The sequence below is a fragment of the Trinickia terrae genome, from assembly GCF_005144415.1.
Taxonomy (GTDB): Bacteria; Pseudomonadota; Gammaproteobacteria; order Burkholderiales; family Burkholderiaceae; genus Trinickia_A; species Trinickia_A terrae.
Genome location: NZ_SWJE01000001.1, coordinates 217,124 through 240,679, shown reverse-complemented (window position 1 = coordinate 240,679; position 23,556 = coordinate 217,124). Strand labels below are relative to the sequence as shown.

Genomic DNA, 23,556 nt, shown 5'->3' with positions numbered 1-23,556 from the left:
GCGCTATTTTTCTTTCGCCATGACGACGGATCGTGGCATGTCATACCACCCGAGACGACAAGACCAGCAATGAGTGCCTGCTGACGCTCACCCAGCGAAGGAGAGAGTCGATGTCCGAGTCATTCACCACCTTGAGCAAGCACGAACCCGTGAGCAAGCAAGAAGCCGATTTACGCAACTGGATGAGCGCGTGGTTCGACTACGCCGTGGCCGTGGGCTTCATCCAGCCACCGTGGGTCCTGAAGGACGAAGCGGCCCAGAAGCTCGAAGGCTATTTCAGCGTCGGCCTTACGCCTAGCGAAGGCGCGGCGGCGTTTTTCGGCACGTTGCATTGACCGCCTCGGAGGGCACGGCTTTTTCACTGTCTTCTTTCTGTGAGCGCCGTGAGAATCCTGTGCGCGGCCGCGACCCGGTCTTCGATGGGGAAATTCCTGTTCGCGAGGATGACGATGCCGAGCCGCTTCTCAGGAACGAATGCAACGTACGACCCGAAGCCATTGGTCGATCCCGTCTTGTTGATCCAGACGTTGTCCCGCGGCGGCAGCGGGGGCTTGATCTCGGTCACCGGCGTGGCATCGAGCGCCATCGCGGGCGCATTGCCTTCCAGCAGAGACTTCAACGCGACGGGATACGGATATTGCTCCCAGATCAAGTCCTGCGTCATCGGCCCGGCCTTGAAGTAGCCGGTGTGCGTGTTCGTGATCGCGCGTTGCAGTGGCTCGTCGACCTTGACCAGCTTCATGTTGGCTTCGACGAAACGGAGCAGGTCGGCAGCGGTCGATTTGACGCCATACGCCTCGGGCGCAAGCACCCCGCCTGCCATGCGGATCGGCTTGCCGTCCTTCGTGTAGCCCTGCGCGTAGTCGTCCGCCCGGTCGGCGGGAACGTCGATGAAACTGTTCTTCAAATCCAGGGCGGGAAAGAGGCGTTGCTCGATTAGCGCCGTGAAATCCTGCCCCATGCTCTTTGCCGCAATCAGGCCAAGCATCCCGATTCCAGGGTTCGCGTAGGTTCGATACGTGCCCGCCGCATACGTGGGACGCCAGGCCTTGAAATAGCGCATCAGCTGCGCTTCGTCGTGGATATCGTCAGGCACCTGCAGCGGCAGGCCGCCAGGCGTATGCGTGCCGAGATCGAGCAGACTGACGTTGCCGAACGGGCTGCCGCGCAGCAGCGGAAGATACTTTCCGACGCTGTCGGACAGGGCAAGCTGCTGGTTCACCTGCGCCCAGGAGGTTAGCGTCGCCGTGAACGTCTTGCTCACCGATCCGAGTTCGAACAGCGTGTCGTTCGTGACCGGCTTGCGGGTTCGGGTGGATACCACGCCGTAGTCGAGCACCATCGGCTTGCCTTCGACGATCACACCGACGGCCATGCCGGGAATCTTGTCTTTCGCCATCAACGGCTGAATTGCGTCGTCAACGACGCGCTTGACGCGCTGAGGCGAAACATCGGACGCATGGCTTGCGCATGGCATCGCACACATGGCGCAAAGCAGCGCGGCCGCGAAGGACTTCAGAGTTTCGAGTTTCATTTCCGGGCGGCTCCTTGAAGAGCCGCCACTATCGCGTTTTCGCGCACAGGCCGCAAACGATAAGAAGTTGGCCGAGCCCCCGGAAAATCTAATGGCTCGATCATGCGGCCGGACTACGACGGCGGCAGGAACTCCATCCGCGCCTCCACATAGAGCGAGTAGATCAGCTCGAGCATCGCCTTGATGTCCTCCGATTCGTCGAGCATCCGCACGCTCATGATGATCGGCGACACCAGGTTCGGGTCGTCGAGCTCCTTGTAGCTCACGTCGTCGCGCTTCAAGCCATGCACGCTGCTCGGCACGATCGAAATGCCCTCGCCGGCCGCCACCAGCCCCAGCGCGATCTGCAGCTCGCGCGTTTCGTAGATGCGCTGCGGCTTGAGCGCGCGATCGTGAAACGCCGCGAGCACCTGGTCGGCGTAGCTCGGGCGCGGCGCCTTCGGAAAGATGATGAGCGTCTCGGGCACCAGATCGTGCAGCGACAGCACGGGCTTCGCCGCCTCGAGCGGATGCCCCAGCGGCAGCGCCACGATCATGCGCTCCTCGCGCAGCACGACGCGCCGGATGCTCGGGTCCTCATGGCGGATCCGGCCGAACCCGACGTCGATGCGGCCCTCCTTCAAGGCCTTGATCTGCTCCATCGTCGTCATCTCGTGCAGAGTCAGCTCGACCGCGCCGTTTTCCGCGCGGAAGCGCCGGATGAGCTTCGGCAGCATCCCGTAGAGCGTCGAGCCGACAAAACCGATCGACAGGCTGCGCTCGATCTTCCCCACCCGCTTCGTCATCGATTCGAGCTCGGCGGTCTGCGCGAGCAGCTGCACGGCGTGCGAGTAGAAAAATCGTCCCGTATCGGTGAGCTTGAGCGGACGCGAATCGCGCTCGAAGAGCGTCACGCCGAGGAGCTCTTCGAGCTGTTGGATCTGGCGGCTCAGCGGCGGCTGCGCAATATGCAGCCGCTTGGCGGCGCGCGTGAAATTGCACTCCTCCGCCACGGCGACGAAGTAACGAAGATGGCGCAGCTCCATGACCATACCTTCTGGATATCGAGAAAATACTAAATCAGTGTTGGACGGGCCGAATGTGGGCCGCCTATCCTTCGATTACGGTGAATGCCGCTGGAAATCATACCTTCCAGGCATTACACGACACTGACGGATATGCGCCGCCGAGCCGTCCGTAAAACGATTGGAGACACCGCCCCATGATCCCGATTTACCCGGACCGCTCGCCCCGGCTGACCTCCCTCGACGACTTCCTGATCGAAGACGCCGCGCGCGGCGACTACCGCCTGCACCGCAGCGCATTCACCGATGAAGCGCTGTTCGAACTGGAGATGCAGCACATCTTCGAGGGCAACTGGATCTACCTCGCGCACGAAAGCCAGATCCCCAGCAACAACGATTACTACACGACGCACATCGGCCGCCAGCCGATCTTCATCGCACGCAACCGTCAGGGCGAGCTCAACGCGTTCATCAACGCGTGCACGCATCGCGGCGCGATGCTGTGCCGCTACAAGCGCGGCAACAAGGCGACCTACACGTGCCCGTTCCATGGCTGGACCTTCAACAACAGCGGCAAGCTGCTCAAGGTCAAGGACCCCGAGGACGCCGGCTACCCCGAGTGCTTCAACAAGGAAGGCTCGCACGACCTCAAGAAAGTGGCCCGCTTCGAGAGCTATCGCGGCTTCCTGTTCGGCAGCCTGAACCCGGACGTGCCGCCGCTCAAGGAGTTTCTCGGCGAGGCGGCGCACATCATCGACATGATCGTCGACCAGTCGGAAGACGGGCTCGAAGTGCTGCGCGGCTCGTCGACCTACACCTACGAAGGCAACTGGAAGCTGACCGCGGAGAACGGCGCGGACGGCTATCACGTGTCCGCGGTGCACTGGAACTACGCGGCGACGACCAACCATCGCAAGCAGGAGAACGCGCGCGAAGACAAGATCCGCGCGATGGATGCCGGCAGCTGGGGCCGTCAAGGCGGCGGCTTCTACGCGTTCGAGCACGGCCACATGCTGCTGTGGTCGCGCTGGGCCAACCCCGAGGACCGTCCCAACTTCAGCCGCCGCGACGAGTTCGCCGCGCGCTGCGGTCCCGAGAAGGCCGACTGGATGATCCAGAACTCGCGCAACCTGTGCCTCTATCCGAACGTGTACCTGATGGACCAGTTCGGCTCGCAGATCCGCGTGCTGCGCCCGCTGGCGGTCAACAAGACCGAGGTGACGATCTACTGCATCGCGCCGAAGGGCGAATCGGACGAGGCGCGTGCGCGGCGCATCCGCCAGTACGAAGACTTCTTCAACGTGAGCGGCATGGCCACGCCCGACGACCTCGAAGAATTCCGCGCCTGTCAGCAAGGCTATGCGGGTCGCGCGCTCGAATGGAACGACATGTGCCGGGGCGCTACGCACTGGGTCCACGGCCCCGACGAAGCCGCGCAAAAGATCGGCCTGAACCCCGTGTTGAGCGGCGTGAAGACCGAGGACGAGGGCCTCTACACGATCCAGCACCGCTACTGGCTGGAGACGATGAAAAAGGCGGTAGCGGCCGAGGCTTTGCACGGGATCGGAGTCAGTGCTCTGCATGGGGCTGGAGTAAGTGCTGAAGCACTAACTCCAGCCGACAGCTAAAGCGCCAACTGTGATCGACAGGAGTCAAACATGAAAACCATCACGCTCGCCGATATCCAGGCGTTCCTCTACCGCGAAAGCCGGCTGCTCGACGACGAGCGATGGGACGAATGGCTCGCCTGCTACCACCCCGACGCGGTGTTCTGGATGCCATCCTGGGACGATAGCGACCAGCTCGTCACGGACCCGCAGCGCGAGATCTCGCTGATCTACTACCCGAACCGCCAGGGGCTCGAGGACCGCGTGTTCCGCATCAAGACCGAGCGCTCGAGCGCGACCATGCCCGACACGCGCACGAGCCACAACATCGCCAACGTCGAGCTCGAAAGCGAAGCGGACGGCGTCTGCACCGTCCGCTTCAACTGGCACACGCTGAGCCACCGCTACAAGACCAACTACAGCTACTTCGGCATGTCGCGCTACGTGATCGATTTTTCCGGCGAAAAGCCGCAGATCCTGAACAAGTACGTCGTTCTGAAGAACGACTACATCAACCAGGTCATCGACGTCTACCACATCTGAGCGGGGACGAGGAGCAGTCTCATGGAACACAGCATCGCCCTTCACTTCGAAGACGGGGTCACCCGCTTCATCTCCTGCCGCGAGAACGAGACGCTGGCGGACGCCGCGTATCGTCACCAGATCAACATTCCGCTCGATTGCCGCGACGGCGCGTGCGGCACGTGCCGCAATTTCTGCGAATCGGGTCAATACGATTTGCCGGAATCGAGCTATATCGAGGACGCCCTCACCGCCGACGAAGCCGCACAGGGCCACGTTCTCGCGTGCCAGACGCGTCCTCGCTCGGACTGCGTGATCCGCGTGCCCGCTTCGTCCGCGGCGTGCAAGACCGGCGTATCGCGGCACGGCGGCACGCTCGCAGCGGTCGAGCGATTGACCGATTCGACGATTCACTTCTCGATCGACGTCGACGAACCCGCCAAGCTCGGCTTCCTGCCCGGCCAATACGTCAACGTCGAGATTCCGGGCAGCGAGCTCACGCGCTCGTATTCGTTCAGCTCGCCGCCCGGCGCGTCGCGCGTGTCGTTCGTCGTGCGCAACGTGCCGAACGGACGCATGAGCCAATACTTGTGCGCGCACGCCAAGGCCGGCGAGCGGATTGCCTTCGCCGGTCCCTACGGCAGCTTCTATTTGCGCGAGCCGGTGCGCCCCATGCTGTTTCTCGCCGGCGGCACCGGCATCGCACCGTTCCTTTCCATGCTGGACGTGCTCGCCGATAACGCCGATGAGGCCGGCCCACGGCAGCCCGTCAGGATGATCTACGGCGTGACCCGCGATGACGATCTCGTCGCCGTCGACCAGCTCGACGCGGCGCAAGGCAAGCTCGCGAATTTCGAGTACCGCACCTGTGTCGCCGATGCGGCGAGCGCGCATCCGCGCAAGGGCTATGTCACCGGGCACGTCGAGCCCGCATGGCTCAATGGCGGCGACGTCGATATCTATCTGTGCGGCCCCGTCGCGATGGTCGAAGCGGTTCAAGGCTGGCTGCGCGAAACAGGCGTGACGCCCGCGAACTTCTACTACGAGAAATTCTCGGCCAGCAGCGCCGCGTGACGATCATGAGAACCCCGCATCGCTTCCAAGACAAAATCGTCGTCGTGACGGGCGCCGCCCAAGGCATCGGACGCGGCGTCGCGCGCGCCGCCGCGGCAGAGGGCGCGGCCGTCGTCCTCTGCGACCGCTCCGAGTGGGTGCGCGAGGCCGCCGGCGAAATCTCGAGCACGGGCGCGCGCAGCCTCGCCGTGATCGCCGACCTCGAAACCTATGCCGGCGCATGCGAGATGACGCGCGCCGCGCTCGAAGCGTTCGGCCGTATCGACGTGCTCGTGAACAACGTCGGCGGCACCATCTGGGCCAAGCCGTACCAGGCATACGAGGAAGCGCAGATCGAAGCCGAAGTGAGGCGCTCGCTCTTTCCGGCGCTATGGTGCTGCCGCGCCGTGCTGCCCGCGATGATCGAGCGGCGCAGCGGCGCGATCGTCAACGTCTCGTCGATCGCCACGCGCAGCATCTATCGCGTGCCGTACGCGGCTTCCAAAGGCGGCGTCAACGCGCTGACCGCGAGCCTCGCGTTCGAGCATGCCGAGGACGGCATCCGCGTGAATGCGGTCGCCACGGGCGGCACCGAAGCGCCGCCGCGCCGCGTGCCGCGCAATCAGGAAAAGCAGAGCGAGCAGGAAGCGGCCTGGTATCAAGGCATCGTCGACCAGACGATCGCATCGAGCCTGATGCATCGGTACGGCACGATCGACGAGCAAGTCGGCGCGATCCTGTTCCTCGCTTCGGACGAAGCCTCGTACATCACCGGGACCATCTTGCCGGTCGGCGGCGGCGATCAGGGGTAAGCCAGACGGTTCTCATCCCGATGTGTCCGGTCAAGCGGCCTTTTCCAACGTCCTTTCCTCAGTCGAATAACGCGCAAGAGAACCCGCAAAAGCGGGGCAGCAATGTCGTTTACCCTGAGTTAGTGTTTAGCAAATTGATTTGCCATTGACAAATTACGACGCCGATTCGAATATGCAGTCGCGCCGTTCGCAGCATCCGTCAGGCGAGTCACGCCAAGGGCGCAAAGATGCCCTGCGCGCTATTTCAAGGAGTGAGACATGCAAGAATCCCTCGCGGCCCGAGGAGAGCCGGCCGCCGCCGGACACATCGCCCGCCATACCGACGTTGCCGACGACCTTTTCCTCTTCAAGAAAGTCGCCTGGCGCATCATCCCGTTCCTCTTTCTTTGCTACGTCGTATCGTTCCTCGACCGGATCAACATCGGCTTCGCGCAACTGCAGATGAAGCACGACCTCGGATTCAGCGACGCCATGTACGGCCTCGGCGCCGCCGTCTTCTACATCGGCTACGTGCTGTGCGAAGTGCCGAGCAATATCCTGCTGGCGAAATTCGGCGCGCGCCGCACCTTCACGCGGATCATGCTGCTCTGGGGCATCACGTCGATGTGCATGATGTTCGTCACGAAACCCGCGCACTTCTACGCGCTTCGCTTCATGCTCGGCATATTCGAAGCCGGGTTCTTTCCGGGCATCGTGCTCTATCTGACGTACTGGTTCCCTGCCAATCGCCGCGCCGCGGTGATGTCGGTATTCTTTGCGGGCGTCGCTTTGGCCGGCGTGCTCGGCGGCCTGTTCTCGGGCTGGATCATGCGCGACATGAGCGGTGTGCTCGGTCTCTTCGGCTGGCAATGGATGTTCGCGATCGAAGGCGCGCCGGCCGTGATCCTGGCGATCGTCGCGCTGACCGCGCTCGTCGACCGGCCGCACAAGGCGGCGTGGCTGACGCCGGCTCAGCAGGATCGTGTGGCGGCGCTCTGCGAAGAGGGTCAAACGCCGGGTCAAACGCCAGGCGCCGGCCATCACGGACACGGCATGCTGGTGGCCTTGCGCGACCCGCGCGTCTACCTGTTCTCGTTCATCTATTTTTCGCTGACGTGCGCATCGCTGACGCTGAACTTCTGGATGCCGCTGATGATCCGCGACTTCGGCATCAAGGATGTCGTCTCGGTGAGCCTCTACACCGTGGTGCCCAATGCCGTCGGGGCCATCGGGCTCATCCTGATCGCCCGCCATTCCGATCGCACCGGCGAGCGCCGCAAGCACTTCGCGTTTTGCACGATCGGCGGCGGCGTGGCCCTTGCCGCGCTGACGCTGCATCTTGCGAGCTTTCCGGCGATGCTCGCGATCCTCTCGCTCGCCTCGGTGCTGATCTTCGCAGCCCTGCCGATCTTCTGGTCGGTGCCGCCCGGCTACCTGCCGGGCAACACGGCCGCCGCCGGCATCGCCTTCATCAGCAGCATCGGCATCACGAGCGGCATCGTCAGCCCCTGGGTGATCGGACAGATTCGCACGGCGACCGGCAGCATGGACCTTGCGGTGTACCTGCTGGGCGGATTGCTCGTGATCAGCGGGCTGGCGCTGATGGCGGGGGTGCGCCGGGAAGATGCTGTAAGACGCTGAAGGGAACGGGCAAAGGCGCGGGCGGGAAGACCCGATTACGCGGGTCATTTGTCCTTGCTAAGGTTCATGCATTGTCATCTGGCCGGGACAAAGACTTTTCGCCCACAAGGGCGCTTGGTCTCATGCCCGACTCGCGGTCTCGACGGATCGCCGGGTCGGGCCGCTGCAAGCGCATAATCGGCCACTTTCATCCCGTGGCAGGTCGTAATCCGTGCGTCGAATCTTCATAGCTGTCTTGTGTTTTGCCGCTTTGACCGGAGCGGCGCCCGCCGCATCCGCGACGACGGTCGGCGTCGTGTTGGCCGGGTCGGTTCTGGTTTTCTGGCAATCGATGATGAAGGGCATCCGGCATGCCGCCGATGATCTGCACGTCGACCTGATCATGCGCAGCCCCTCTGACGGCGCATCGCTGGGCACGCAAGCCAACGTGCAGTTGCAGATGGTCGACTACTTGGTGAAGAGCGGCGTGGCCGGCATCGTGCTTGCGCCGGAGCCTCTGCAAGGCGTGAAGACACCGGTCTCCGTCACCGTCCCGGTGGTCCTCGTGGATCGCGGCAGCAACGACTACCTGTCGGTCTCCACCGTCGAGACGAATAACTTCGAAGCGGGCAAGACAGCGGCGCGCAGCCTCATGAACATCTTGCACAAAGGCTCGACCGTCGCTGTCCTGAGGCTTGCGCCGAGCATCCCCTCGACCACGGCCCGCGAAAACGGCTTCTTGAGCGTCGCGCAGGAAGCCGGCTGGAATGTCGTGATCAATACCTACGTCGGCTACGATTTCCGGATGGCTGGAGAGACCGCGCGCAAGCTGCTGGCCGGCTACCAGGGACACCTCGATGCCGCCTTTGCGCCCAACGAGACGACGGCGTACGGCGCGTTGCAAGCCGTCGAATCGATGCCGCCGGAGCGGCGGCCCCGTCTGGTGGTGTTCGACTGGAGGCCGGAGTTTCTGGACGCGCTCAAGGGCGGTTCGCTGTACGCCGACGTCGTGCAGGACCCGTACCGAATGGGCTATCTGGCAGTCGAGACCTTGGTCTCGACCCTGCGCCATCGCCCCGCGCCGCCGGATCAGTACGTCGATGTCGTCACGGTGACGCAAGGCAATATGAACGAGCCTGCGATCCGGGCCGTGATCGCCAACTACAATCCCTGATCCGTCATCAAGCGTTCCTACGAGATCGCCTGGTTCCGTGTACCGGCGAGTCCGCGCAGCGGCCGCCGCAGCGCGGCGTCGAACGGATTGGTGCGCGGGCCGATCGCGTCGGCCTGTCGCCGCAGCAGTTCGACGATCATCGGCAGACGGTCGTCGCCGAGCCGCGACTCGAGCGTGCCGACGCTCAGCGCGCCGACCGCGCAACCGGTGCGGTCGAAGATGGGCACCGCAACGCCCGCCATCCCGTCGGAGACGCCGTTGCTGCGGGAGGCATAGCCGAGTTCGCGCACGCGCGTGATCTCGGTCCGCAGATACACCTCGTCGAGCACGCCGAAACCGCGTATTCGCGGCACGTTGAAGCGGATGATCTCCTCGCGCTCGGCTTCCGGCAGGAACGCGAGGATCGCGAGGCTGCCCTGCCCGATGCCGAGTGCGACCCGGCCGCCGATGTCGCCGGTGAACGAGCGAATCGGAAACGGCCCTTCGCAGAGATCGAGGCAGACCGCGTCAAAGCCGCTCTTGACGAGCAGGAAGATCGTTTCACCGAGGCTCGCGCAGAGCCGCAGCAGCGCGGGACGGCACAACGTGCGCATGCTGCCCGGATTGCCGGCCTGCGCCGCGAGCGCGAAGAAGTCGACACTCAGCCGGTACAGCTTCGAATGCTCGTCCTGTTCGACCATCCCTTCCACGACGAGCGATTGCAGGATCCGGTGCACGGTGCCCTGCGTGAGCCCGACCATCTTCGCAAGATGGGTGACGCGCACGCCGTGCTGCTGCTCGCCGGCGAGCACGCGCAGGATCGCGAACGCGCGTTCGAGCATCCCGGTGCCCGGGTTACCCGCCGGTTCGTCGGCTGTTCCGGAAGGTCGGCTCCCGGCGGCCGGCGCGCCAGGTGAGCGTGGGAGGTGCATGCCGGATCTCCTTGGCGATTTCATTGAACCGAATACTTTATTCTCGATTCTCTGCCCGCCGAAATTCCTCGTGCATCCGGGTGTTCACGGGATTGACGCGCGCTGTTCCAGGTTCGCCGCCCATCGCTCAGTAGAACGGTTCATCGCGGCTCCATCGTTTTGTTCCGTTGATCGGAATTTTAATGAAATCTATCTCGATCACCAGAATTTGAAATTGACGCCCCGAAATATGGCTGGCTAGAGTCCGCATCAATGCCGAGCCGACCCGGCTACGCACGGACTCTGGGGGCAACCATGCCGTTTCTCACGCTGACGGATTTGACGAAATCGTTCGGCGACCTCGTCGCCGTCGAGGACGTCAACCTATCCGTCGAAAAGGGCGAATTCGTGTCGTTGCTCGGGCCTTCGGGCTGCGGCAAAACCACCACGCTGCAGATGATCGCAGGCTTCGTCGAGGTCACGCGCGGGCGCATTGCGCTCGACGGCCAGGACCTCACGCGGATGAAACCGAACCATCGGGGTCTCGGCATCGTGTTCCAGAGCTACGCGCTGTTCCCGCACATGAGCGTCGCGGAGAACGTCGGCTTCGGACTCGACATGCGCGGCGTCGACAAGGCCGAACGCGCAGAGCGGATTCGCGCGGCGCTGTCGCTCGTCCGGCTCGATGCGCTCGCGCACCGCTTTCCGCGCGAGCTGTCTGGCGGGCAGCGGCAGCGTGTCGCGCTCGCCCGTGCGCTCGTGATCGAGCCGCCGGTGCTGCTGCTCGACGAGCCGATGTCGAACCTCGACGCGAAGCTGCGCGAAGACATGCAATTCGAACTGCGCACGATCCAGCGCAAGATCGGCACCACGACGATCATGGTCACGCACGACCAGTCGGAAGCGCTGTCGATCAGCGATCGGGTCGTCGTGATGGAAGCGGGCCGCATCACGCAGATCGACACGCCGTATCGCGCGTACGAGCGCCCCGAGAACCACTTCGTGTCGCAGTTCATCGGCAAGGCGAACCTGATGCCGGGAACGGTCGCCGCGCACGATGGCGACACGATCCGCATCGACCTCGGCCACGATCTCTCCGAAACCGGGCGCACCGCGCACCTGAGCCCGGACCTGCGCCAGGTGCGGATCGGCGATCGCGTGTCGCTGTGCATCCGCCCGGAAAAGCTGCGCCTTTGCGCGCCGGGCGCGGGGCGCCTCGCCGCGACCGTCACGAGCCGCTACTTCCTCGGCAGCCAGTGGCTGTACTGCGTCGACAGCGTGCTGGGCGAAGTGCTCGTGTGCTGTCAGAACGAGGGTGTGGAACCGCTTGCGGAAGGTGCGCCGGTCGGCGTCGACTGGCACAGCGACGCGGTGCGCATGATGCGCCGGGAGGCATAGATGGAACGTCCCCAGCAGCCGCTACCGCCCGAAGGCGCGTCGGCGAGCCTCGGCCACCCCGGCGCGACCGGCATCGGGTACGCCCCCGGCGCGCGCCGCGCCGCGCCGCGTGCATCCGTGCGCGCCGGGTGGTCCGCGTATGCGCCGCTGTGGCTGATGTGCGCACCTGCCTTCGCATTGTTCGCGGCGCTCGTGCTCGTGCCGCTCGCGATGACGCTCGCACTGACGTTCTATCGCTTCGATCCGGGCGTCGGGCCGCTCGCGGCGTTCCAGTTCGGCAACTATGCGGAAGTGCTCGGCTCGTCGTATTTCCACACGATCTTCGCGCGCACGTTCGGCATCGCGGCGTTGACGACCGCAATCTGCGTCGCGATCGGCACGCCCGAGGCGTACGTACTCGCGCGGATGCGCGATCCGTGGCGCTCGCTGTTCCTGCTCGCGATCCTCGCGCCGCTGCTGGTATCGGTGGTCGTGCGCGCGTTCGGCTGGAGCATGTTGCTGAATACGAACGGCCTCGTGAACCGGTTGCTCGGCCTTGCCGGTCTGGGTCCCTACAAGCTCGAATACACGACCTTTGCGATCGTGATCGCGCTCGTGCACGTGATGCTGCCGTTCATGGTGATCCCGGTCTGGACGGCATTGCAGCGGCTCGATCCGCAGACCGAGCATGCGGCCCTCTCGCTCGGCGCATCGCCCGCGACCATGCTGCGTCGCATCGTTCTACCGCAGCTCGTGCCCGGCATCCTGTCGGGCAGCCTGATGGTGTTCGGGCTGTCGGCGAGCGCGTTCGCGATTCCGGGCCTGCTCGGCGGCCGTCGCCTGAAAGTTGCCGCGACCGCCGTCTACGACGAATTCCTCAGCTCGCTGAACTGGCCGCTCGGCGCGACGATCGCGGTGCTGCTGCTCGTCGCCAACCTGGTCGTGATGCTCACCTACTACCGGGTGCTCGAACGCCGCTACGCGCGCAGCATCGGAGGTGCCGCGCGATGAGAAAAAACGGTCCCTTCGCCCTCGCCTTCCATACGCTCGTCATGGCGTTCGTGCTCGCGCCGCTCGCCATCGTCGTGCTCGTCGCGTTCACGCCCGGCGAAACGCTGACGCTGCCGACGCACGGCGTGTCGCTGCGCTGGTTCCGCGCGATCCTCGACTACCCGGACTTCGTGACCGCATTCATCAACAGCGTGAAGCTCGCGTTGGCATCGGCGACGCTGTCGCTTGCGATCGCGCTGCCTGCTGGTCTCGCGATCGGCCGCGCGCGGTTCCCGGGGCGCGCGTTCCTGAATGGCCTGCTGCTGTCGCCGCTCGTGATCCCCGGCCTCGTGCTCGGCATCGCGCTGCTGCGCTTCTTCGCGCTGATCGGTGCGACGGGCTCGTTCGCATGGCTCCTGCTGGCGCACATGATCGTCGTCACGCCATTCGTGATGCGGCTCGTGCTCGCCTCGGCCGCCGGGCTCGACCGCAGCGTCGAGCAGGCCGCGTGCTCTCTCGGCGCCGATCCCTGGACCACGTTTCGCCGCGTCACGCTGCCGATGATCCTGCCCGGCATCACGGGCGGATGGCTGCTCGCGTTCATCAACAGCTTCGATGAGCTGACGATGTCGATCTTCATCACGTCGCCGCAGACGGTGACGCTGCCCGTACGGATGTACATGTACGCGACCGAATCGATCGACCCGATGATGGCGTCGGTATCGGCGCTTGTCATCTTCATCACCGCCGCCGCGATGCTGCTGCTCGATCGCGTGTACGGTCTCAATCGCATTCTGACCGGTCCCCAATGACGACTATGTCAAGTACCTTTCCTCACGATCCGGCCGAACGCATTCCGGCGACCCGCTTCGCCACCGCTGCCGATCCGGCAGATGATGGCCCCCAGTTCGTGCGCGTCGCCGAATGCGAACGCAAAGCGGTCGAATTCGTGCTCGACGGCCGTCCTGCGCGTGCGCTGGCAGGCGACACGGTGCTCACCGCCATCCTTCTCGTACAGCGGCGCGTGCGGACGAGCGAATTCAGCGGTCTTCCGCGCGCGGGCTTCTGCCTGATCGGCGCATGCCAGGACTGCTGGTTGCGCACGGAAGCCGGGGCACGGATACGCGCCTGTTCGACGCCGCTCGAGCCGGGCATGCGGATCGTCACGGGCGCGCCGGCGGCACAGGACGGGGGGGCGCGATGAACCACGCCGTGCAACCGGTCATCGTGGGTGCAGGCCCTGCCGGCGTACGCGCGGCGCAAGCGCTCGTCGACGCAGGGCTGCACCCGGTCGTGATCGACGAGAACGCGCGGTGGGGCGGCCAGATCTATCGGCAGCCTCCTGCGGACCGCGGCTTCGCGCGCGGCAAGTCGACGCTGTACGGTTTCGAGGCGCGCAAGGCGCAAGCGGTGCACGGGACGATGGCCGGTTTGCTGGACCGGATCGACTACCGGCCGAATACGCTCGCGTGGGCGTGCGGCGCCGGCCGGCTCGACATGCTGCAGGGCGGCCGCGAAATGGCGCTGCCGTTCTCGCACCTGATCATCGCAAGCGGCGCAACCGACCGGATGCTGCCCGTGCCAGGCTGGGAGCTCGCCGGCGTCTATTCGCTTGGCGGCGCGCAGGTCGCGCTGAAGGCGCAGGGTTGCGCGATCGGCCGGCGCATCGTGTTCGCCGGCACGGGACCGCTGCTGTACCTCGTCGCATACCAGTACGCGAAGGCTGGCGCACACGTTGCCGCGGTGCTCGATACCAGTCCGCTGCGCCGACAAGCGGCCGCCACGCCCGCGCTGATGCGCGTGCCCTCGACGTTCGCGAAAGGACTCTGGTATCTCGGCTGGCTGCGTGCGCATGGTGTCCTGATCGAAACCGGCGTGATGATGGAACGCGTGCTCGGCGAGCGTCACGTGACCGGGCTCGCATGGCGCGGCGAACGCGCAGGCTCCCCGCAGCGCGCAATCGATTGCGATGCGGTCGGCCTGGGCTTCGGGCTGCGCCCCGAGACGCAACTCGCCGAGCTGGCCGGGTGCGGGTTCCGCTTCGATCCGCTGACTCGGGGATGGCTGCCGGAACGCGATGCGGCCGGACGCACGACGGTGCGCGGCATCTACGTCGCGGGCGATGGTGCAGGCATTGCTGGCGCCGACGCCGCCGAGGCGTCCGGGCGGCTCGCCGCGCTCGCGCTGCTCGACGATGCGGGTATTGCGTTGCCCGCGCACGCGGACAAGCCAGGCGCCGCCGCGCTCGAGCGCAAGCTCGCACGCATCAATGGCTTCCGCGCCGGACTCGAAACGGCATTCGCACCGCCCGTACAGTTGCTGACGCAATGCCCGGACGACACGATCGTGTGTCGCTGTGAGGAAGTCGATGCCGGTACGCTGCGACGCTGCATCCGCGGCGGCGCGGCGTCGGAGCTGAACCGGCTGAAGGCGCACACGCGCATCGGCATGGGGCGCTGTCAGGGCCGTATGTGCGGCGATGCGGCCGCGCTGATGCTCGCTGCGGAAACCGGGCGTCCGCTCGCGGACGTCGGCCGGTTGCGCGTGCAGCCGCCAGTGAAGCCGATCCCGATCACGGCCGTGCTCGCAGGCGATGACATCGGCGCGATTCCGGAGGAGGCGCGCGATGAGTGAGCTTCTCTGCTACGACGTCGCGATCGTCGGCGGAGGACTGGTCGGCTCATCGGCTGCGCTTGCGCTCGCACGGCGCGGGCTTTCGGTCGGTCTGTTCGAGCGGCGCGACTGCGGCGCGCAGGCCAGCGGCGTGAACTACGGCGGCGTGCGCTGCCAAGGGCGGCCGGTCGAGCAACTGCCGCTCGCGTTGCGCGCCCGACGCATCTGGGACCGTCTGCCGGAACTGGTCGGCATCGACGGCGAATTCGTCGCGTCCGGCCATCTGCGGCTCGCGCGCAGCGACGCTGATCTCGACGCGCTCGACGCCTACGCGAAGCTCGCCGGCGAGCATGGGCTGCCGTTGCAGGTGATGTCGGGCGACGCATTCCGCCGCCGCTATCCGTGGCTCGGCCCGGCGGCGCTCGGCGGTTCGCTGTGTGCGAACGACGGTCACGCGAATCCGCGTCTCGTGTCGCCGGCGTTTGCACGCGCGGCCCGCGCGGCGGGCGCCGACGTGTTCGAGCACACCGCGGTCGACGAAGCCGTGCATGACGGCGCAGGCTTCGAGCTGCGCGCTGCCGGCCGGCGGATCCGCGCGACGTGGCTCATCAACGCAGCGGGTGCGTGGGCGAACCACATCGCGAAGCAGTTTGGCGAATCGGCGCCGATGGAAGCGATCTACCCGAACATGTGGGTGACCGAGCCCATGCCGCCCCTCATCGTGCACAACCTTGGCGTCTATGGCGGCGGCATCTACGCACGGCAGGTCGCGCGCGGCAACTGCGTGATCGGCGGCGGACGCGGCCGCGGCGACAGCGAGTTCGGTCAACCGTCGGTCGATACCACGCGTACGGTGATGCGTGACGCCTGCGCGTTGCTGCCCGCGCTGCGCGATGCGCTCGTGATCCGAACGTGGAGCGGCGTCGAGGGCTGTACGTCCGATCACAATCCGGTCATCGGTGCGAGCCGCACAACGCCGCGTTTGCTGCATGCATTCGGCTTTTCCGGCGCGGGCTTCATGATCGCGCCGGGCGTCGGGGACGCGCTCGCGGATCTCGTCACGAACGGCGCGACCGATACGCCGCTCGACGCGTTCGCGATCGACCGGTTCGCGATGCATCGCGTCCCATCCGTTTACCCCCCTGAGGAGACCTTTCGATGAAACTGCTCGGAACGATCGCGGCCATGGCCGCACTCTGCATCGCCACCGTATCCGTACCGGCGAGCGCGCAAACGAAGACGATCTACATCGGCATGAACGGCGGGCCGATGGAGAAGGCCTATACGAGCCAGGTGCTGCCTGACTTCGAGAAGCAGACCGGCGCGAAGGTCGTCGTCGTGCCAGGCACGTCATCGGACGTGCTCGCGAAGCTGATCGCGAACCGCGACAAGCCGCAGATCCACGTGGCGTTTCTCGACGACGGTGTCATGGCGCGCGCGGTGAGCCTGGGGATCTGTCAGAAGCTCGACGATTCGCCGGTGCTGAAGGAGCTGTATCCATTCGCTCGGATGAAGGATGACGTCGGCGCGGGCGTGCAGCTCGGCATGACCGGCATCGCATATAACAAAAAGCTGTTCGCCGAAAAGAGCTGGGCGCCGCCGGCCTCGTGGATGGACTTCGCCGATCCGAAGTACAAAGGCAAAGTGGTGTTCCAGTCCGCGTCGAGCAGCACGTTCGGGCTGCACGGGTTCCTCGCGATCAACCGCCTGTTGGGCGGCAACGAGCAGAACGTCGAGCCCGGCTTCGGCAAGTGGGCGAGCACGGTCGGGCCGAACGTCGTCGAATACATTCCGAATTCGGCGAAGATCTCCGAGATGGTCCAGACCGGCGAAGCGGGTCTGTTCCCGCTGACGCCGACCGCTGTCGCCGATCTGCAGGACAAGGGCATCCCGGTCGCATGGGCGAATCCGAAGGAAGGAGCGGTGCTGCTGCTCGTCGACCTGTGCGTCGTCACGAACAATCCAGATCCGCAGCTTGCGCAGAAGCTCGCGCAGTACCTGCTGTCCGCGCCCGCGCAGGAGAAGGCCGCCGAAGCCGGCAAGCAGATCCCGACCAACAAGCTTGCCAAAATGCCGGCGGCGATGCAGCAGAGTCTCGGGAACGTCGACAGCATGACGCGCACGGCGACGATGCTCGACTGGAGCGCGATCAATGCTCACCGAGCGCAGTGGGATGCGCGCTGGAACCGGGAGATCGAAAAGTAAGGCGCTGCTCGACTTTCCCGGTCGGGGCGAGAGGATTTGAACCTCCTATTACCTGCACTCCATGCAGAAGTTGCCGTCACGACATCATGCGACGGGTGCGCCCTTCCTGAACATTGCGTTCCGCAATCGGACTAAACTGAAAACAGTAGCGTCCGCCGCACCGGTTCGCCGCGCTCTCACTGGGCGTGCGGGCCGGCGCCAACAGCCATGAGCACGAAATCCAGCCTGCAGTTCAGGCCGCCGCGCGAGCGCGGCCTGTGGCCTGCATTTGTGCTGGCGGCGGGCGTGCACGTCGTGCTGGTGGCGTTGCTGCTTTCCGGCTTACAGGGGCCGCGAAACGCCTGCACCGGCCCGAATACGATGGTCGCTGGACACGTCGTATCTTTGCCGTTGACCTCTTCGGTCATGCGCGGCGCCAACCAGCCGTGGACGCCACGCGCTCCGACAGCGTCTGCCCAATCCCTCGCAGCGAACGAATCTGTAGCCGTTGCGCGGCATCGCAGCAACACCGTCAAGCCTCAGCATCTGCATTCGCCAGCCTTGCGGATCGCCCGCGCAGTCGCGGCACCCAAGACGGCTCCGGTAGACGAGATGACTATCGCACCGCAAGCAGACGAGTCGGCAGACCGGGAGCGCGAAGCGCGGCTCGCCGCGATGCAGGCCCTGGCCGGCAAACCTCTGCCGGAGAGCGGCGTTGTCGCGTCGCCGGAATATGCGGTGAAGGTGGCGCGTTGGGTGCGCGCCAACGTCGTCGCACCGTTCAACATTCAGGGCAATCCGTCTGCGGTAATCGCCGTCACGTGCACCCCCAGCGGGGCGCTGCTCAGCGTAAAGTTGCAGCGTCCGAGCGGAAATCCGCGGTGGGACCGTGCCGTGCTGGCCGCGGTCGAAAAGTCGGACCCGATGCCAAGCGATGTCAACGGCGCCACGCCGGCAAGCTTTGTCGTGACGTTTCAACCGAAGGGTTGAGGGATGCCGTCTGGCGCAAACCAGAAATAGCCGTTCATTTGAGCTTGACGGACACAAAGTGACGCACGTTGTTGCGCTGGATCAGCACGGCGATCGTTTTTCCAGCCTTCGTTTCCAACGACGCCGCTTGCTCCTGGGACTCGACCAACGTGTCGTTGAGAGACACGACGATATCGCCGGGCTGGATACCGGCGTTTGCCGCGGGTCCCGCAACCTGATCCACCATCAATCCCACGGGGAGCCCGCTCGTGCGCCGCTCGTCTTCACTCAAAGGATGCATCGTCAGGCCGAGGCGATCCCCTGCGCCCGCTTCGGTTTGACGAGCCTCCACGTTTTCGGTGGCCCCGCTGAACGTGACGTTGATCGTCACCGCTTTTCGATTGCGGATCAGCTTGATCGTGGTGTTCGTTCCGGGCGCCAGACGGGCAACATACGCGACCAGCTCAGCGGACCGATCGATCGTCTTGTCGCCGATCTGCACGATGACGTCGCCCGGCCTGAGGCCGCTCGCCGCCGCGGGCGTGCCGGGTCCGACGGAATTGACCAGTACGCCCGCCGCGCGCGGCAGGCCCAGTGCCGCCGACAACCCAGGGCCGACATCCTGCACGTCGATGCCGAGCCCGCCAGGCGCCACGTTGGGCTGCGGTTGGAACCTCGCTCGCACCTCGTTCGCCAGGTTGATCGGAATGGCGAAGGTCAGGCTCTGGTACCGCTCCGTGTCCGCGTAGATCTGCACGTCGATGCCGACCACTTCGCCCGCGCGATTGAAGACGGGGCCGCCCGAGTTGTCGGGATTCACGGACACATCGGTTTGAAGAAAGGAAAACGTGCTGCCGTCCGGCAGCGTACGGCCGGTCGCGCTGACGATGCCGGCGGTCACGGTGTTTTCAAAGCCGTAAGGCGCGCCGATCGTGACGACCGGTTCGCCGACCCGCACCCGCGACGAGTCGCCAAGTTTGACAGTCGGAAGCTTGGTGGCGGCGATCTGGATGACCGCAACGTCGCTCTGGGCATCGACTGCCAGGACCTTCGCCTTGAATTCGCGTTGGTCGGTCAGACGGACGGTGACTTGATCCGCGCCATCGACCACATGTGCCGTGGTCAGAATCATGCCGTCGGGGCTGACGATGAAACCCGAGCCGGTCCCGGAAATGGCGCGTGGCGGGTTGCCTTGCGCATCCGACGCTTGCGGCACCGCCCACTTGAAAAACCCGGAGAAGGGATCGTTAGGGGCGAGACCTTTGGGAGGCGGCACCGATGTTTGCGGTTCTTTATCGGTCGCGCTGATATTGACGACGGCGGGCCCGTATCGCTCGACGATGGTGGGGAAGTCGAGCAGCGCCGCCGCATTGGCTGGCGCAATCCCCACCGCTTTCGCCGGCGCCGGCGCGGCGCCGGCAGCGATCGCGATGGGCTGCAGGCTCAAACAGCAACCAAGAAAGACAGCTAGCGCGGCAGCGCGACGGAACGTCCGGGCAAAAGTCGGATGGAGCATGGCGCCCCTCCAGGAGGGTCGTGATAGCTGCGGCTTTGCGTCGTTAAAGTCAGGCAACTAGCACGCTAAATCACATTATGCACATCGTGCGCGGCGGTTGTGAGGCAGGTGCAATCGCTTACGCTGCCGGCCTTGCCGGCATGCCATTGGTGAACTAGATTTTTTTGATCAAGGTTCGAGCGGCGGGAGGAACTGCCATGGAACTGAACGTGGAACGCGTCGATGTCTGGGCGGCCACCATCGAGGACAAAGCGGGCGGGCTTGCCCAAGTATTAAGCGCCTTGCGGGATGCGGGCATCGACTTGCAGTTTGTCGTCGCACGGCGCACGCCGGAAGCGCCGGGCAAGGGGGTCGTGTTTGTCGCCCCGTTGCAGGGGGAACGCGAGATCCGTGCCGCCACCCAGGTGGGGTTCAGCGTCACGCCGAGCCTTCAATCAGTGCGCGTCATGGGGCTGGACCAGTTGGGGATCGTCTCGCAATTGACCCAGATGCTCGCAGACGGGGGGATCAACCTTCGCGGCGTTTCGGCTGCGGTGCTTGGCTCACAGTTCGTGGCCTATCTCGCGCTCGACTCGCTGGACGACGCCGAAAAGGCGGTGGACATTCTGCAGCGGGCCTGAAGCGGCCGAGCCACGCTGTGAAAGGGCTGGCTTCGTCCCGGCGTGGGTAACGCGTGACACCTGTATATTTATACAGTATCCTGCAGGCAGCTCGCCGGGAGTGAACCGGCACTTTCTGCGAGCGAGTCCCCATGGGTTACCCGCATGCGTAAAAGCATCTGGCTTGAAGGTAGGGAGATGAAATGTTGCGAGTTCTGGGCGCAATGCTGCTGGCAAGCGCTTCCGTCGCCAACGCCGGCGAACACTACGTGGAAATCTGGAACCCGCCTGAAGCCCGGCAAGCGCCGCACGCAGGCAGCCACGCCGCGGCAAAACCCAGGCCACATCGTGTATCGGCAGCATCCCACGCCGCAAAGGCGAAGCCGAACCACGTCGCGGCGAGCACGCCGAAGCCGATAAAGCGCTCCCCGGCCGCTCGCGCCGTCACCGCCAATACGCCGCCGCAACTGCGGGACCTCCCGCCGCTGCTGACCCCGGGAGGCAATGTGCTGCGCGTCGGTACGCGAGGCGCGCAACCCGAGGTGACCCGCTGATGGAGGCGGAGCTCCACAAGGGATATTTGATTTGGGGGCACGCCATCCGCCAGGGCACCGGGTATGCCGCCAGCGGCACCATCATGCGCAACAACAAGCTCGTGGAAACGTCCGGCGTGCTGGGCAATTTCGAAACGGAGACAGACGCAGAACGTGTCGGCCTGAACTGGTGCCGCGCCTGGATAGACAACCACGGTTGACTTCGAGGGAGCAAACCGTCGGCACGGCACATCAGGCGTGACCTGCGTCCCAGCACGAACAGTGTTTTCAGAATCCGAGATCGACGCAGCCCCTCTGCTTGCCGATACTTAGGCCCATCGCAAGCACTTCAAAGGGCAAGCAAATGGACGAGCGAAAACGCGACAGCATGATTGCGTATCTGCAGCGCCGCATGGCGCAGGTTGGCATCAAGGTAGCCGACCTTGCGGCAGCGCTCGCCGCGGACCGCAAACGCCAGAAATCAGCGCGCTATGAAAACGCTTTCGGCGACACGTGGGACGGCAAAGGAGCCATGCCGCAGTGGCTCATGCAAGCGCAAAGCGCTGGGCAGTCTTTGAAACACTTCGCCGTCGCCAGCGAGTCCAAGCCGGCTAACCGCGGGCAAGCGGCTGTCGACTGGAGCAGAGACCCGTTTGCCGGCACCCGACTTGCATCCGTTCGCCCGGCATACAGCGCCGCGCGTTGAACATCTGTCAAGCCGACGATCGCGCTCCAAGGACTTGCCACGAAGGCGGGTGGCCAATGCCTTGCAGAAAGTCTGATCCGCTTGGGTTTTCTGGACAGTGTCGAGCGTTAGTCGTCGACACTATTGATGCCTTCGGCCACCGGCCGGAGGCTGTATTGCCGGGCGAATTCGCCCGGCGTCAAATCCTTGAGCGCCATGTGAGGTCAGCCCTCATCGTAGTCCCGGCACCACGTTTCGATCTCGCGTCTGGCTTCGTCCAGTGAGGCGAACCAGTGCAGGTTCAGGGATTCGTCTCTGAACGAACCGTTGAACGTTTCGATGAAGCTGCTATCTGTTGGCTTGCGCTGGCGGCTGAAGTCGATGCGAACCTTGTAGCGGTACGCTCACATGTCCAGCAGGCGCTCCTTAGCGCGCGGCGCTCACCGGCGGGCAGGCATGCTGGGAGATGGCGTCCAGCGCGCCGCAGGCGTTGACCGTGCGCGTGCCCGACGCTGCGCCCTCGCCGATGCCGGCCTTGAGCGCCGCGTAGACCTTCCCGGCGTCGAGCTGCGGATCGACCGCGAGCAACAGCGCCACGATCCCCGAGACATAGGCCGTCGAGAACGACGAGCCCGACTGAAAATCGTAGCGCCCGCCCGGCGTGAGCGTAAGCACATCGCGGCCCGGCGCCTGGATCACCGAGGCGGCGCGCGCGCCGGTTCCGGCCACGTCGGCGGCGATCACGCGCGGCACGCCGACCGGAAACGCGCGCAAATCGCCGTTCGGCGGCACGGCGCCGACCACCGTCGCGCCATGATCGAGCGAGAACGTGACGAGCTGCGCCAGCAGCGGATCGGGCGGCCCGGCGAGGCTCAGGTTGATCACCTGCGCATGCGCCTCGATCGCCACCACGAGCGCCTGCGCGAGCGTCAGCGAATTGCAGAACGACCCGTTGCCGCCCGGCCCCTGCCAGCACGCCTTGAGCGCGAGGATCTGCGCGCCCGGCGCGACGCCGACGATGCCGCGTCCGTTGCTCGGATTGGCGGCGATCACGCCGGCCACGGCGGTGCCGTGCCGGTCGCGGTTGAACCGCGACTTGTCCTCTTCGACGAAGTCGCGCGCGAGCACGACGCGGCCCGCGAGATCCGGGTGTCCCACGTCGACGCCGGTATCGATCACGGCGACGCGCACGCCGTCGCCCTGCGAGACGCGATGGGCGGCGAGCGCGTCGATGTCGCGCAGCCCGTGCTGCAGGCTGACATAGTTGCCGTCGTAGCCGGGCGCCGTTAGCGAGCCGGCCGGCGGCCCGGAGAGCGAGCTCAGCGTGTGAAAGGACTGCAGCGGCTGCGCGATCTGCACGCGGCTGTCATGCGCGAGCTTCTGGAGCACGGCGTCACGGGTCTCCAGGCCCGTCACCTCGAACACGGCGCAGTGCACCTTCAACTCGACGATCGGCCAGGCCGTCACCTCGCGCAGCCGGTAGTCGCTCGCAAGCGCGGCCACGGTGGCGCGCGCGCCGCCGTAGGCCGCATAGCCGGGCGCGCCGCCGTAGCCGCCGACCGTCGTGCCGGCGAGCACCGGCACCGATTCGCTCGGGTTGGCCACGGTCACGACGATCATGCGGTCGCCGTGGTCCTTCATCTGCTCGAGCGCGGCGGGATCGATCTCGATGTTGGACGGCGGAATCAGGCCGCTACCCGCGCAGGCCGCCACGAGCGGCAACAGGAGGCACGCGAGCCGCTTGCCAGGTTTCGTCCCGAGCGCCCTGCCCAGTCGTTTCAGCGCCGCTCCGAGGCACGCTCTATCCAAGGTATCCAACCGGGTCTTCTCTCAAGGGGGGAAATGGCGGGATGCTGACCGTGAGTGTCGATTTCCGTGTAGAAGGTTGCGATGTG

At 65.3% G+C, this 23,556-nt stretch carries 24 protein-coding genes and 1 pseudogene; 19 read left to right on the top strand and 6 right to left on the bottom strand.

All coding sequences use genetic code 11. The features are described from left to right. Positions 1–110 precede the first annotated feature (110 nt). Positions 111–335 carry a hypothetical protein gene (locus FAZ69_RS01045; protein ID WP_136892088.1) on the top strand — a complete coding sequence of 75 codons (225 nt, stop codon included), beginning with the start codon at positions 111–113 and terminating at the stop codon, positions 333–335. Between the two features lie 23 nt (positions 336–358). Here the strand turns inward: FAZ69_RS01045 and ampC are convergent, their stop codons facing one another. Together ampC and FAZ69_RS01035 are read right to left on the bottom strand one after the other, a co-directional pair. Beyond that, a complete protein-coding gene (gene ampC / locus FAZ69_RS01040) occupies positions 359–1,534 on the bottom strand; it encodes a class C beta-lactamase (protein WP_136892087.1) in 1,176 nt (391 codons plus the stop codon). Positions 1,535–1,647: 113 nt separating this feature from the next. Next, a complete protein-coding gene (locus FAZ69_RS01035) occupies positions 1,648–2,559 on the bottom strand; it encodes a LysR family transcriptional regulator (RefSeq protein WP_136892086.1) in 912 nt (303 codons plus the stop codon). A 176-nt stretch (positions 2,560–2,735) separates the two neighbouring features. Between FAZ69_RS01035 and benA the strand changes: the two genes are divergently transcribed. From benA to FAZ69_RS01005, 6 genes are all read left to right on the top strand, one after another. Further along, on the top strand, positions 2,736–4,166 hold the full coding sequence (gene benA / locus FAZ69_RS01030; RefSeq protein WP_136892085.1) for a benzoate 1,2-dioxygenase large subunit: 1,431 nt from the start codon (positions 2,736–2,738) through the stop codon (positions 4,164–4,166). A 30-nt stretch (positions 4,167–4,196) separates the two neighbouring features. Next, positions 4,197–4,688 (top strand): benzoate 1,2-dioxygenase small subunit, encoded by a 492-nt coding sequence (benB, locus tag FAZ69_RS01025; RefSeq protein WP_136892084.1) that lies wholly within the window; start codon positions 4,197–4,199, stop codon positions 4,686–4,688. Positions 4,689–4,709: 21 nt separating this feature from the next. Next, entirely contained in the window at positions 4,710–5,741 is a 1,032-nt protein-coding gene (gene benC / locus FAZ69_RS01020) for a benzoate 1,2-dioxygenase electron transfer component BenC (RefSeq protein WP_136892083.1), read from the top strand. Positions 5,742–5,746: 5 nt separating this feature from the next. Continuing rightward, complete coding sequence (locus FAZ69_RS01015; protein WP_136892486.1) at positions 5,747–6,532, top strand: 1,6-dihydroxycyclohexa-2,4-diene-1-carboxylate dehydrogenase; 786 nt, start codon at positions 5,747–5,749, stop codon at positions 6,530–6,532. Between the two features lie 258 nt (positions 6,533–6,790). Continuing rightward, positions 6,791–8,152 (top strand): MFS transporter, encoded by a 1,362-nt coding sequence (locus FAZ69_RS01010; RefSeq protein ID WP_136892082.1) that lies wholly within the window; start codon positions 6,791–6,793, stop codon positions 8,150–8,152. Between the two features lie 211 nt (positions 8,153–8,363). Then, on the top strand, positions 8,364–9,305 hold the full coding sequence (locus tag FAZ69_RS01005; RefSeq protein ID WP_255451489.1) for a substrate-binding domain-containing protein: 942 nt from the start codon (positions 8,364–8,366) through the stop codon (positions 9,303–9,305). A gap of 17 nt (positions 9,306–9,322) precedes the next feature. On the opposite strand, the gene FAZ69_RS01000 is transcribed toward FAZ69_RS01005, so the two are convergent. Continuing rightward, positions 9,323–10,216 carry an IclR family transcriptional regulator gene (locus FAZ69_RS01000; protein ID WP_136892081.1) on the bottom strand — a complete coding sequence of 298 codons (894 nt, stop codon included), beginning with the start codon at positions 10,214–10,216 and terminating at the stop codon, positions 9,323–9,325. Between the two features lie 294 nt (positions 10,217–10,510). Here FAZ69_RS01000 and FAZ69_RS00990 point away from each other — a divergent pair, with 294 nt between their 5' ends. The 8 genes from FAZ69_RS00990 (at position 10,511) to tolA (ending at position 18,349) form a co-directional block, all read left to right on the top strand. Then, positions 10,511–11,593, top strand: coding sequence for an ABC transporter ATP-binding protein (locus FAZ69_RS00990; RefSeq protein WP_136892079.1), 1,083 nt, complete (start codon positions 10,511–10,513; stop codon positions 11,591–11,593). After that, on the top strand, positions 11,594–12,583 hold the full coding sequence (locus tag FAZ69_RS00985) for an ABC transporter permease (RefSeq protein ID WP_136892078.1): 990 nt from the start codon (positions 11,594–11,596) through the stop codon (positions 12,581–12,583). After that, on the top strand, positions 12,580–13,374 hold the full coding sequence (locus FAZ69_RS00980) for an ABC transporter permease (protein ID WP_136892077.1): 795 nt from the start codon (positions 12,580–12,582) through the stop codon (positions 13,372–13,374). The genes FAZ69_RS00985 and FAZ69_RS00980 overlap by 4 nt, the downstream gene beginning before the upstream one ends. A 5-nt stretch (positions 13,375–13,379) precedes the next feature. Then, positions 13,380–13,766 (top strand): (2Fe-2S)-binding protein, encoded by a 387-nt coding sequence (locus FAZ69_RS00975; RefSeq protein ID WP_136892076.1) that lies wholly within the window; start codon positions 13,380–13,382, stop codon positions 13,764–13,766. Next, on the top strand, positions 13,763–15,196 hold the full coding sequence (locus tag FAZ69_RS00970; protein WP_136892075.1) for an FAD/NAD(P)-dependent oxidoreductase: 1,434 nt from the start codon (positions 13,763–13,765) through the stop codon (positions 15,194–15,196). Before FAZ69_RS00975 ends, FAZ69_RS00970 begins: the two co-directional genes overlap by 4 nt. Then, positions 15,189–16,337 carry an NAD(P)/FAD-dependent oxidoreductase gene (locus tag FAZ69_RS00965; RefSeq protein WP_136892074.1) on the top strand — a complete coding sequence of 383 codons (1,149 nt, stop codon included), beginning with the start codon at positions 15,189–15,191 and terminating at the stop codon, positions 16,335–16,337. The genes FAZ69_RS00970 and FAZ69_RS00965 overlap by 8 nt, the downstream gene beginning before the upstream one ends. After that, positions 16,334–17,380, top strand: coding sequence for an ABC transporter substrate-binding protein (locus tag FAZ69_RS00960; RefSeq protein ID WP_136892073.1), 1,047 nt, complete (start codon positions 16,334–16,336; stop codon positions 17,378–17,380). Before FAZ69_RS00965 ends, FAZ69_RS00960 begins: the two co-directional genes overlap by 4 nt. Before the next feature lie 207 nt (positions 17,381–17,587). Continuing rightward, positions 17,588–18,349: a cell envelope integrity protein TolA gene (tolA, locus tag FAZ69_RS00955; protein ID WP_136892072.1), complete on the top strand. Its 762-nt coding sequence runs from the start codon at positions 17,588–17,590 to the stop codon at positions 18,347–18,349. Between the two features lie 34 nt (positions 18,350–18,383). Here the strand turns inward: tolA and FAZ69_RS00950 are convergent, their stop codons facing one another. Beyond that, complete coding sequence (locus FAZ69_RS00950; protein ID WP_136892071.1) at positions 18,384–19,844, bottom strand: trypsin-like peptidase domain-containing protein; 1,461 nt, start codon at positions 19,842–19,844, stop codon at positions 18,384–18,386. A gap of 197 nt (positions 19,845–20,041) precedes the next feature. On the opposite strand from FAZ69_RS00950, the gene FAZ69_RS00945 reads away from it, so the two are divergent. The 4 genes from FAZ69_RS00945 (at position 20,042) to FAZ69_RS00930 (ending at position 21,682) form a co-directional block, all read left to right on the top strand. Further along, positions 20,042–20,464, top strand: coding sequence for an ACT domain-containing protein (locus FAZ69_RS00945; RefSeq protein WP_136892070.1), 423 nt, complete (start codon positions 20,042–20,044; stop codon positions 20,462–20,464). Positions 20,465–20,646: 182 nt separating this feature from the next. Further along, positions 20,647–20,997 (top strand): hypothetical protein, encoded by a 351-nt coding sequence (locus tag FAZ69_RS00940; RefSeq protein ID WP_136892069.1) that lies wholly within the window; start codon positions 20,647–20,649, stop codon positions 20,995–20,997. Next, a complete protein-coding gene (locus FAZ69_RS00935; protein ID WP_136892068.1) occupies positions 20,997–21,197 on the top strand; it encodes a DUF6566 family protein in 201 nt (66 codons plus the stop codon). The genes FAZ69_RS00940 and FAZ69_RS00935 overlap by 1 nt, the downstream gene beginning before the upstream one ends. Before the next feature lie 143 nt (positions 21,198–21,340). After that, positions 21,341–21,682, top strand: coding sequence for an H-NS family nucleoid-associated regulatory protein (locus FAZ69_RS00930; protein ID WP_136892067.1), 342 nt, complete (start codon positions 21,341–21,343; stop codon positions 21,680–21,682). Between the two features lie 107 nt (positions 21,683–21,789). Here FAZ69_RS00930 and FAZ69_RS00925 read toward each other — a convergent pair. Continuing rightward, a pseudogene (locus FAZ69_RS00925) lies at positions 21,790–22,083 on the bottom strand (integrase core domain-containing protein); the annotation flags it as partial. A 4-nt stretch (positions 22,084–22,087) separates the two neighbouring features. Next, positions 22,088–23,479, bottom strand: a complete 1,392-nt coding sequence (locus tag FAZ69_RS00920; RefSeq protein WP_136892066.1) for a S8 family peptidase — start codon at positions 23,477–23,479, stop codon at positions 22,088–22,090. Between the last annotated feature and the right edge of the window lie 77 nt (positions 23,480–23,556).

Bases quoted from the DNA above. Each gene is read 5' to 3' on its own strand.
- FAZ69_RS01045 (WP_136892088.1), top strand. From the start codon at position 111: ATGTCCGAGTCATTCACCACCTTGAGCAAGCACGAACCCGTGAGCAAG.
- ampC (WP_136892087.1), bottom strand. From the start codon at position 1,534: ATGAAACTCGAAACTCTGAAGTCCTTCGCGGCCGCGCTGCTTTGCGCC.
- FAZ69_RS01035 (WP_136892086.1), bottom strand. From the start codon at position 2,559: ATGGAGCTGCGCCATCTTCGTTACTTCGTCGCCGTGGCGGAGGAGTGC.
- benA (WP_136892085.1), top strand. From the start codon at position 2,736: ATGATCCCGATTTACCCGGACCGCTCGCCCCGGCTGACCTCCCTCGAC.
- benB (WP_136892084.1), top strand. From the start codon at position 4,197: ATGAAAACCATCACGCTCGCCGATATCCAGGCGTTCCTCTACCGCGAA.
- benC (WP_136892083.1), top strand. From the start codon at position 4,710: ATGGAACACAGCATCGCCCTTCACTTCGAAGACGGGGTCACCCGCTTC.
- FAZ69_RS01015 (WP_136892486.1), top strand. From the start codon at position 5,747: ATGAGAACCCCGCATCGCTTCCAAGACAAAATCGTCGTCGTGACGGGC.
- FAZ69_RS01010 (WP_136892082.1), top strand. From the start codon at position 6,791: ATGCAAGAATCCCTCGCGGCCCGAGGAGAGCCGGCCGCCGCCGGACAC.
- FAZ69_RS01000 (WP_136892081.1), bottom strand. From the start codon at position 10,216: ATGCACCTCCCACGCTCACCTGGCGCGCCGGCCGCCGGGAGCCGACCT.
- FAZ69_RS00990 (WP_136892079.1), top strand. From the start codon at position 10,511: ATGCCGTTTCTCACGCTGACGGATTTGACGAAATCGTTCGGCGACCTC.
- FAZ69_RS00985 (WP_136892078.1), top strand. From the start codon at position 11,594: ATGGAACGTCCCCAGCAGCCGCTACCGCCCGAAGGCGCGTCGGCGAGC.
- FAZ69_RS00980 (WP_136892077.1), top strand. From the start codon at position 12,580: ATGAGAAAAAACGGTCCCTTCGCCCTCGCCTTCCATACGCTCGTCATG.
- FAZ69_RS00975 (WP_136892076.1), top strand. From the start codon at position 13,380: ATGTCAAGTACCTTTCCTCACGATCCGGCCGAACGCATTCCGGCGACC.
- FAZ69_RS00970 (WP_136892075.1), top strand. From the start codon at position 13,763: ATGAACCACGCCGTGCAACCGGTCATCGTGGGTGCAGGCCCTGCCGGC.
- FAZ69_RS00965 (WP_136892074.1), top strand. From the start codon at position 15,189: ATGAGTGAGCTTCTCTGCTACGACGTCGCGATCGTCGGCGGAGGACTG.
- FAZ69_RS00960 (WP_136892073.1), top strand. From the start codon at position 16,334: ATGAAACTGCTCGGAACGATCGCGGCCATGGCCGCACTCTGCATCGCC.
- tolA (WP_136892072.1), top strand. From the start codon at position 17,588: ATGAGCACGAAATCCAGCCTGCAGTTCAGGCCGCCGCGCGAGCGCGGC.
- FAZ69_RS00950 (WP_136892071.1), bottom strand. From the start codon at position 19,844: ATGCTCCATCCGACTTTTGCCCGGACGTTCCGTCGCGCTGCCGCGCTA.
- FAZ69_RS00945 (WP_136892070.1), top strand. From the start codon at position 20,042: ATGGAACTGAACGTGGAACGCGTCGATGTCTGGGCGGCCACCATCGAG.
- FAZ69_RS00940 (WP_136892069.1), top strand. From the start codon at position 20,647: ATGTTGCGAGTTCTGGGCGCAATGCTGCTGGCAAGCGCTTCCGTCGCC.
- FAZ69_RS00935 (WP_136892068.1), top strand. From the start codon at position 20,997: ATGGAGGCGGAGCTCCACAAGGGATATTTGATTTGGGGGCACGCCATC.
- FAZ69_RS00930 (WP_136892067.1), top strand. From the start codon at position 21,341: ATGGACGAGCGAAAACGCGACAGCATGATTGCGTATCTGCAGCGCCGC.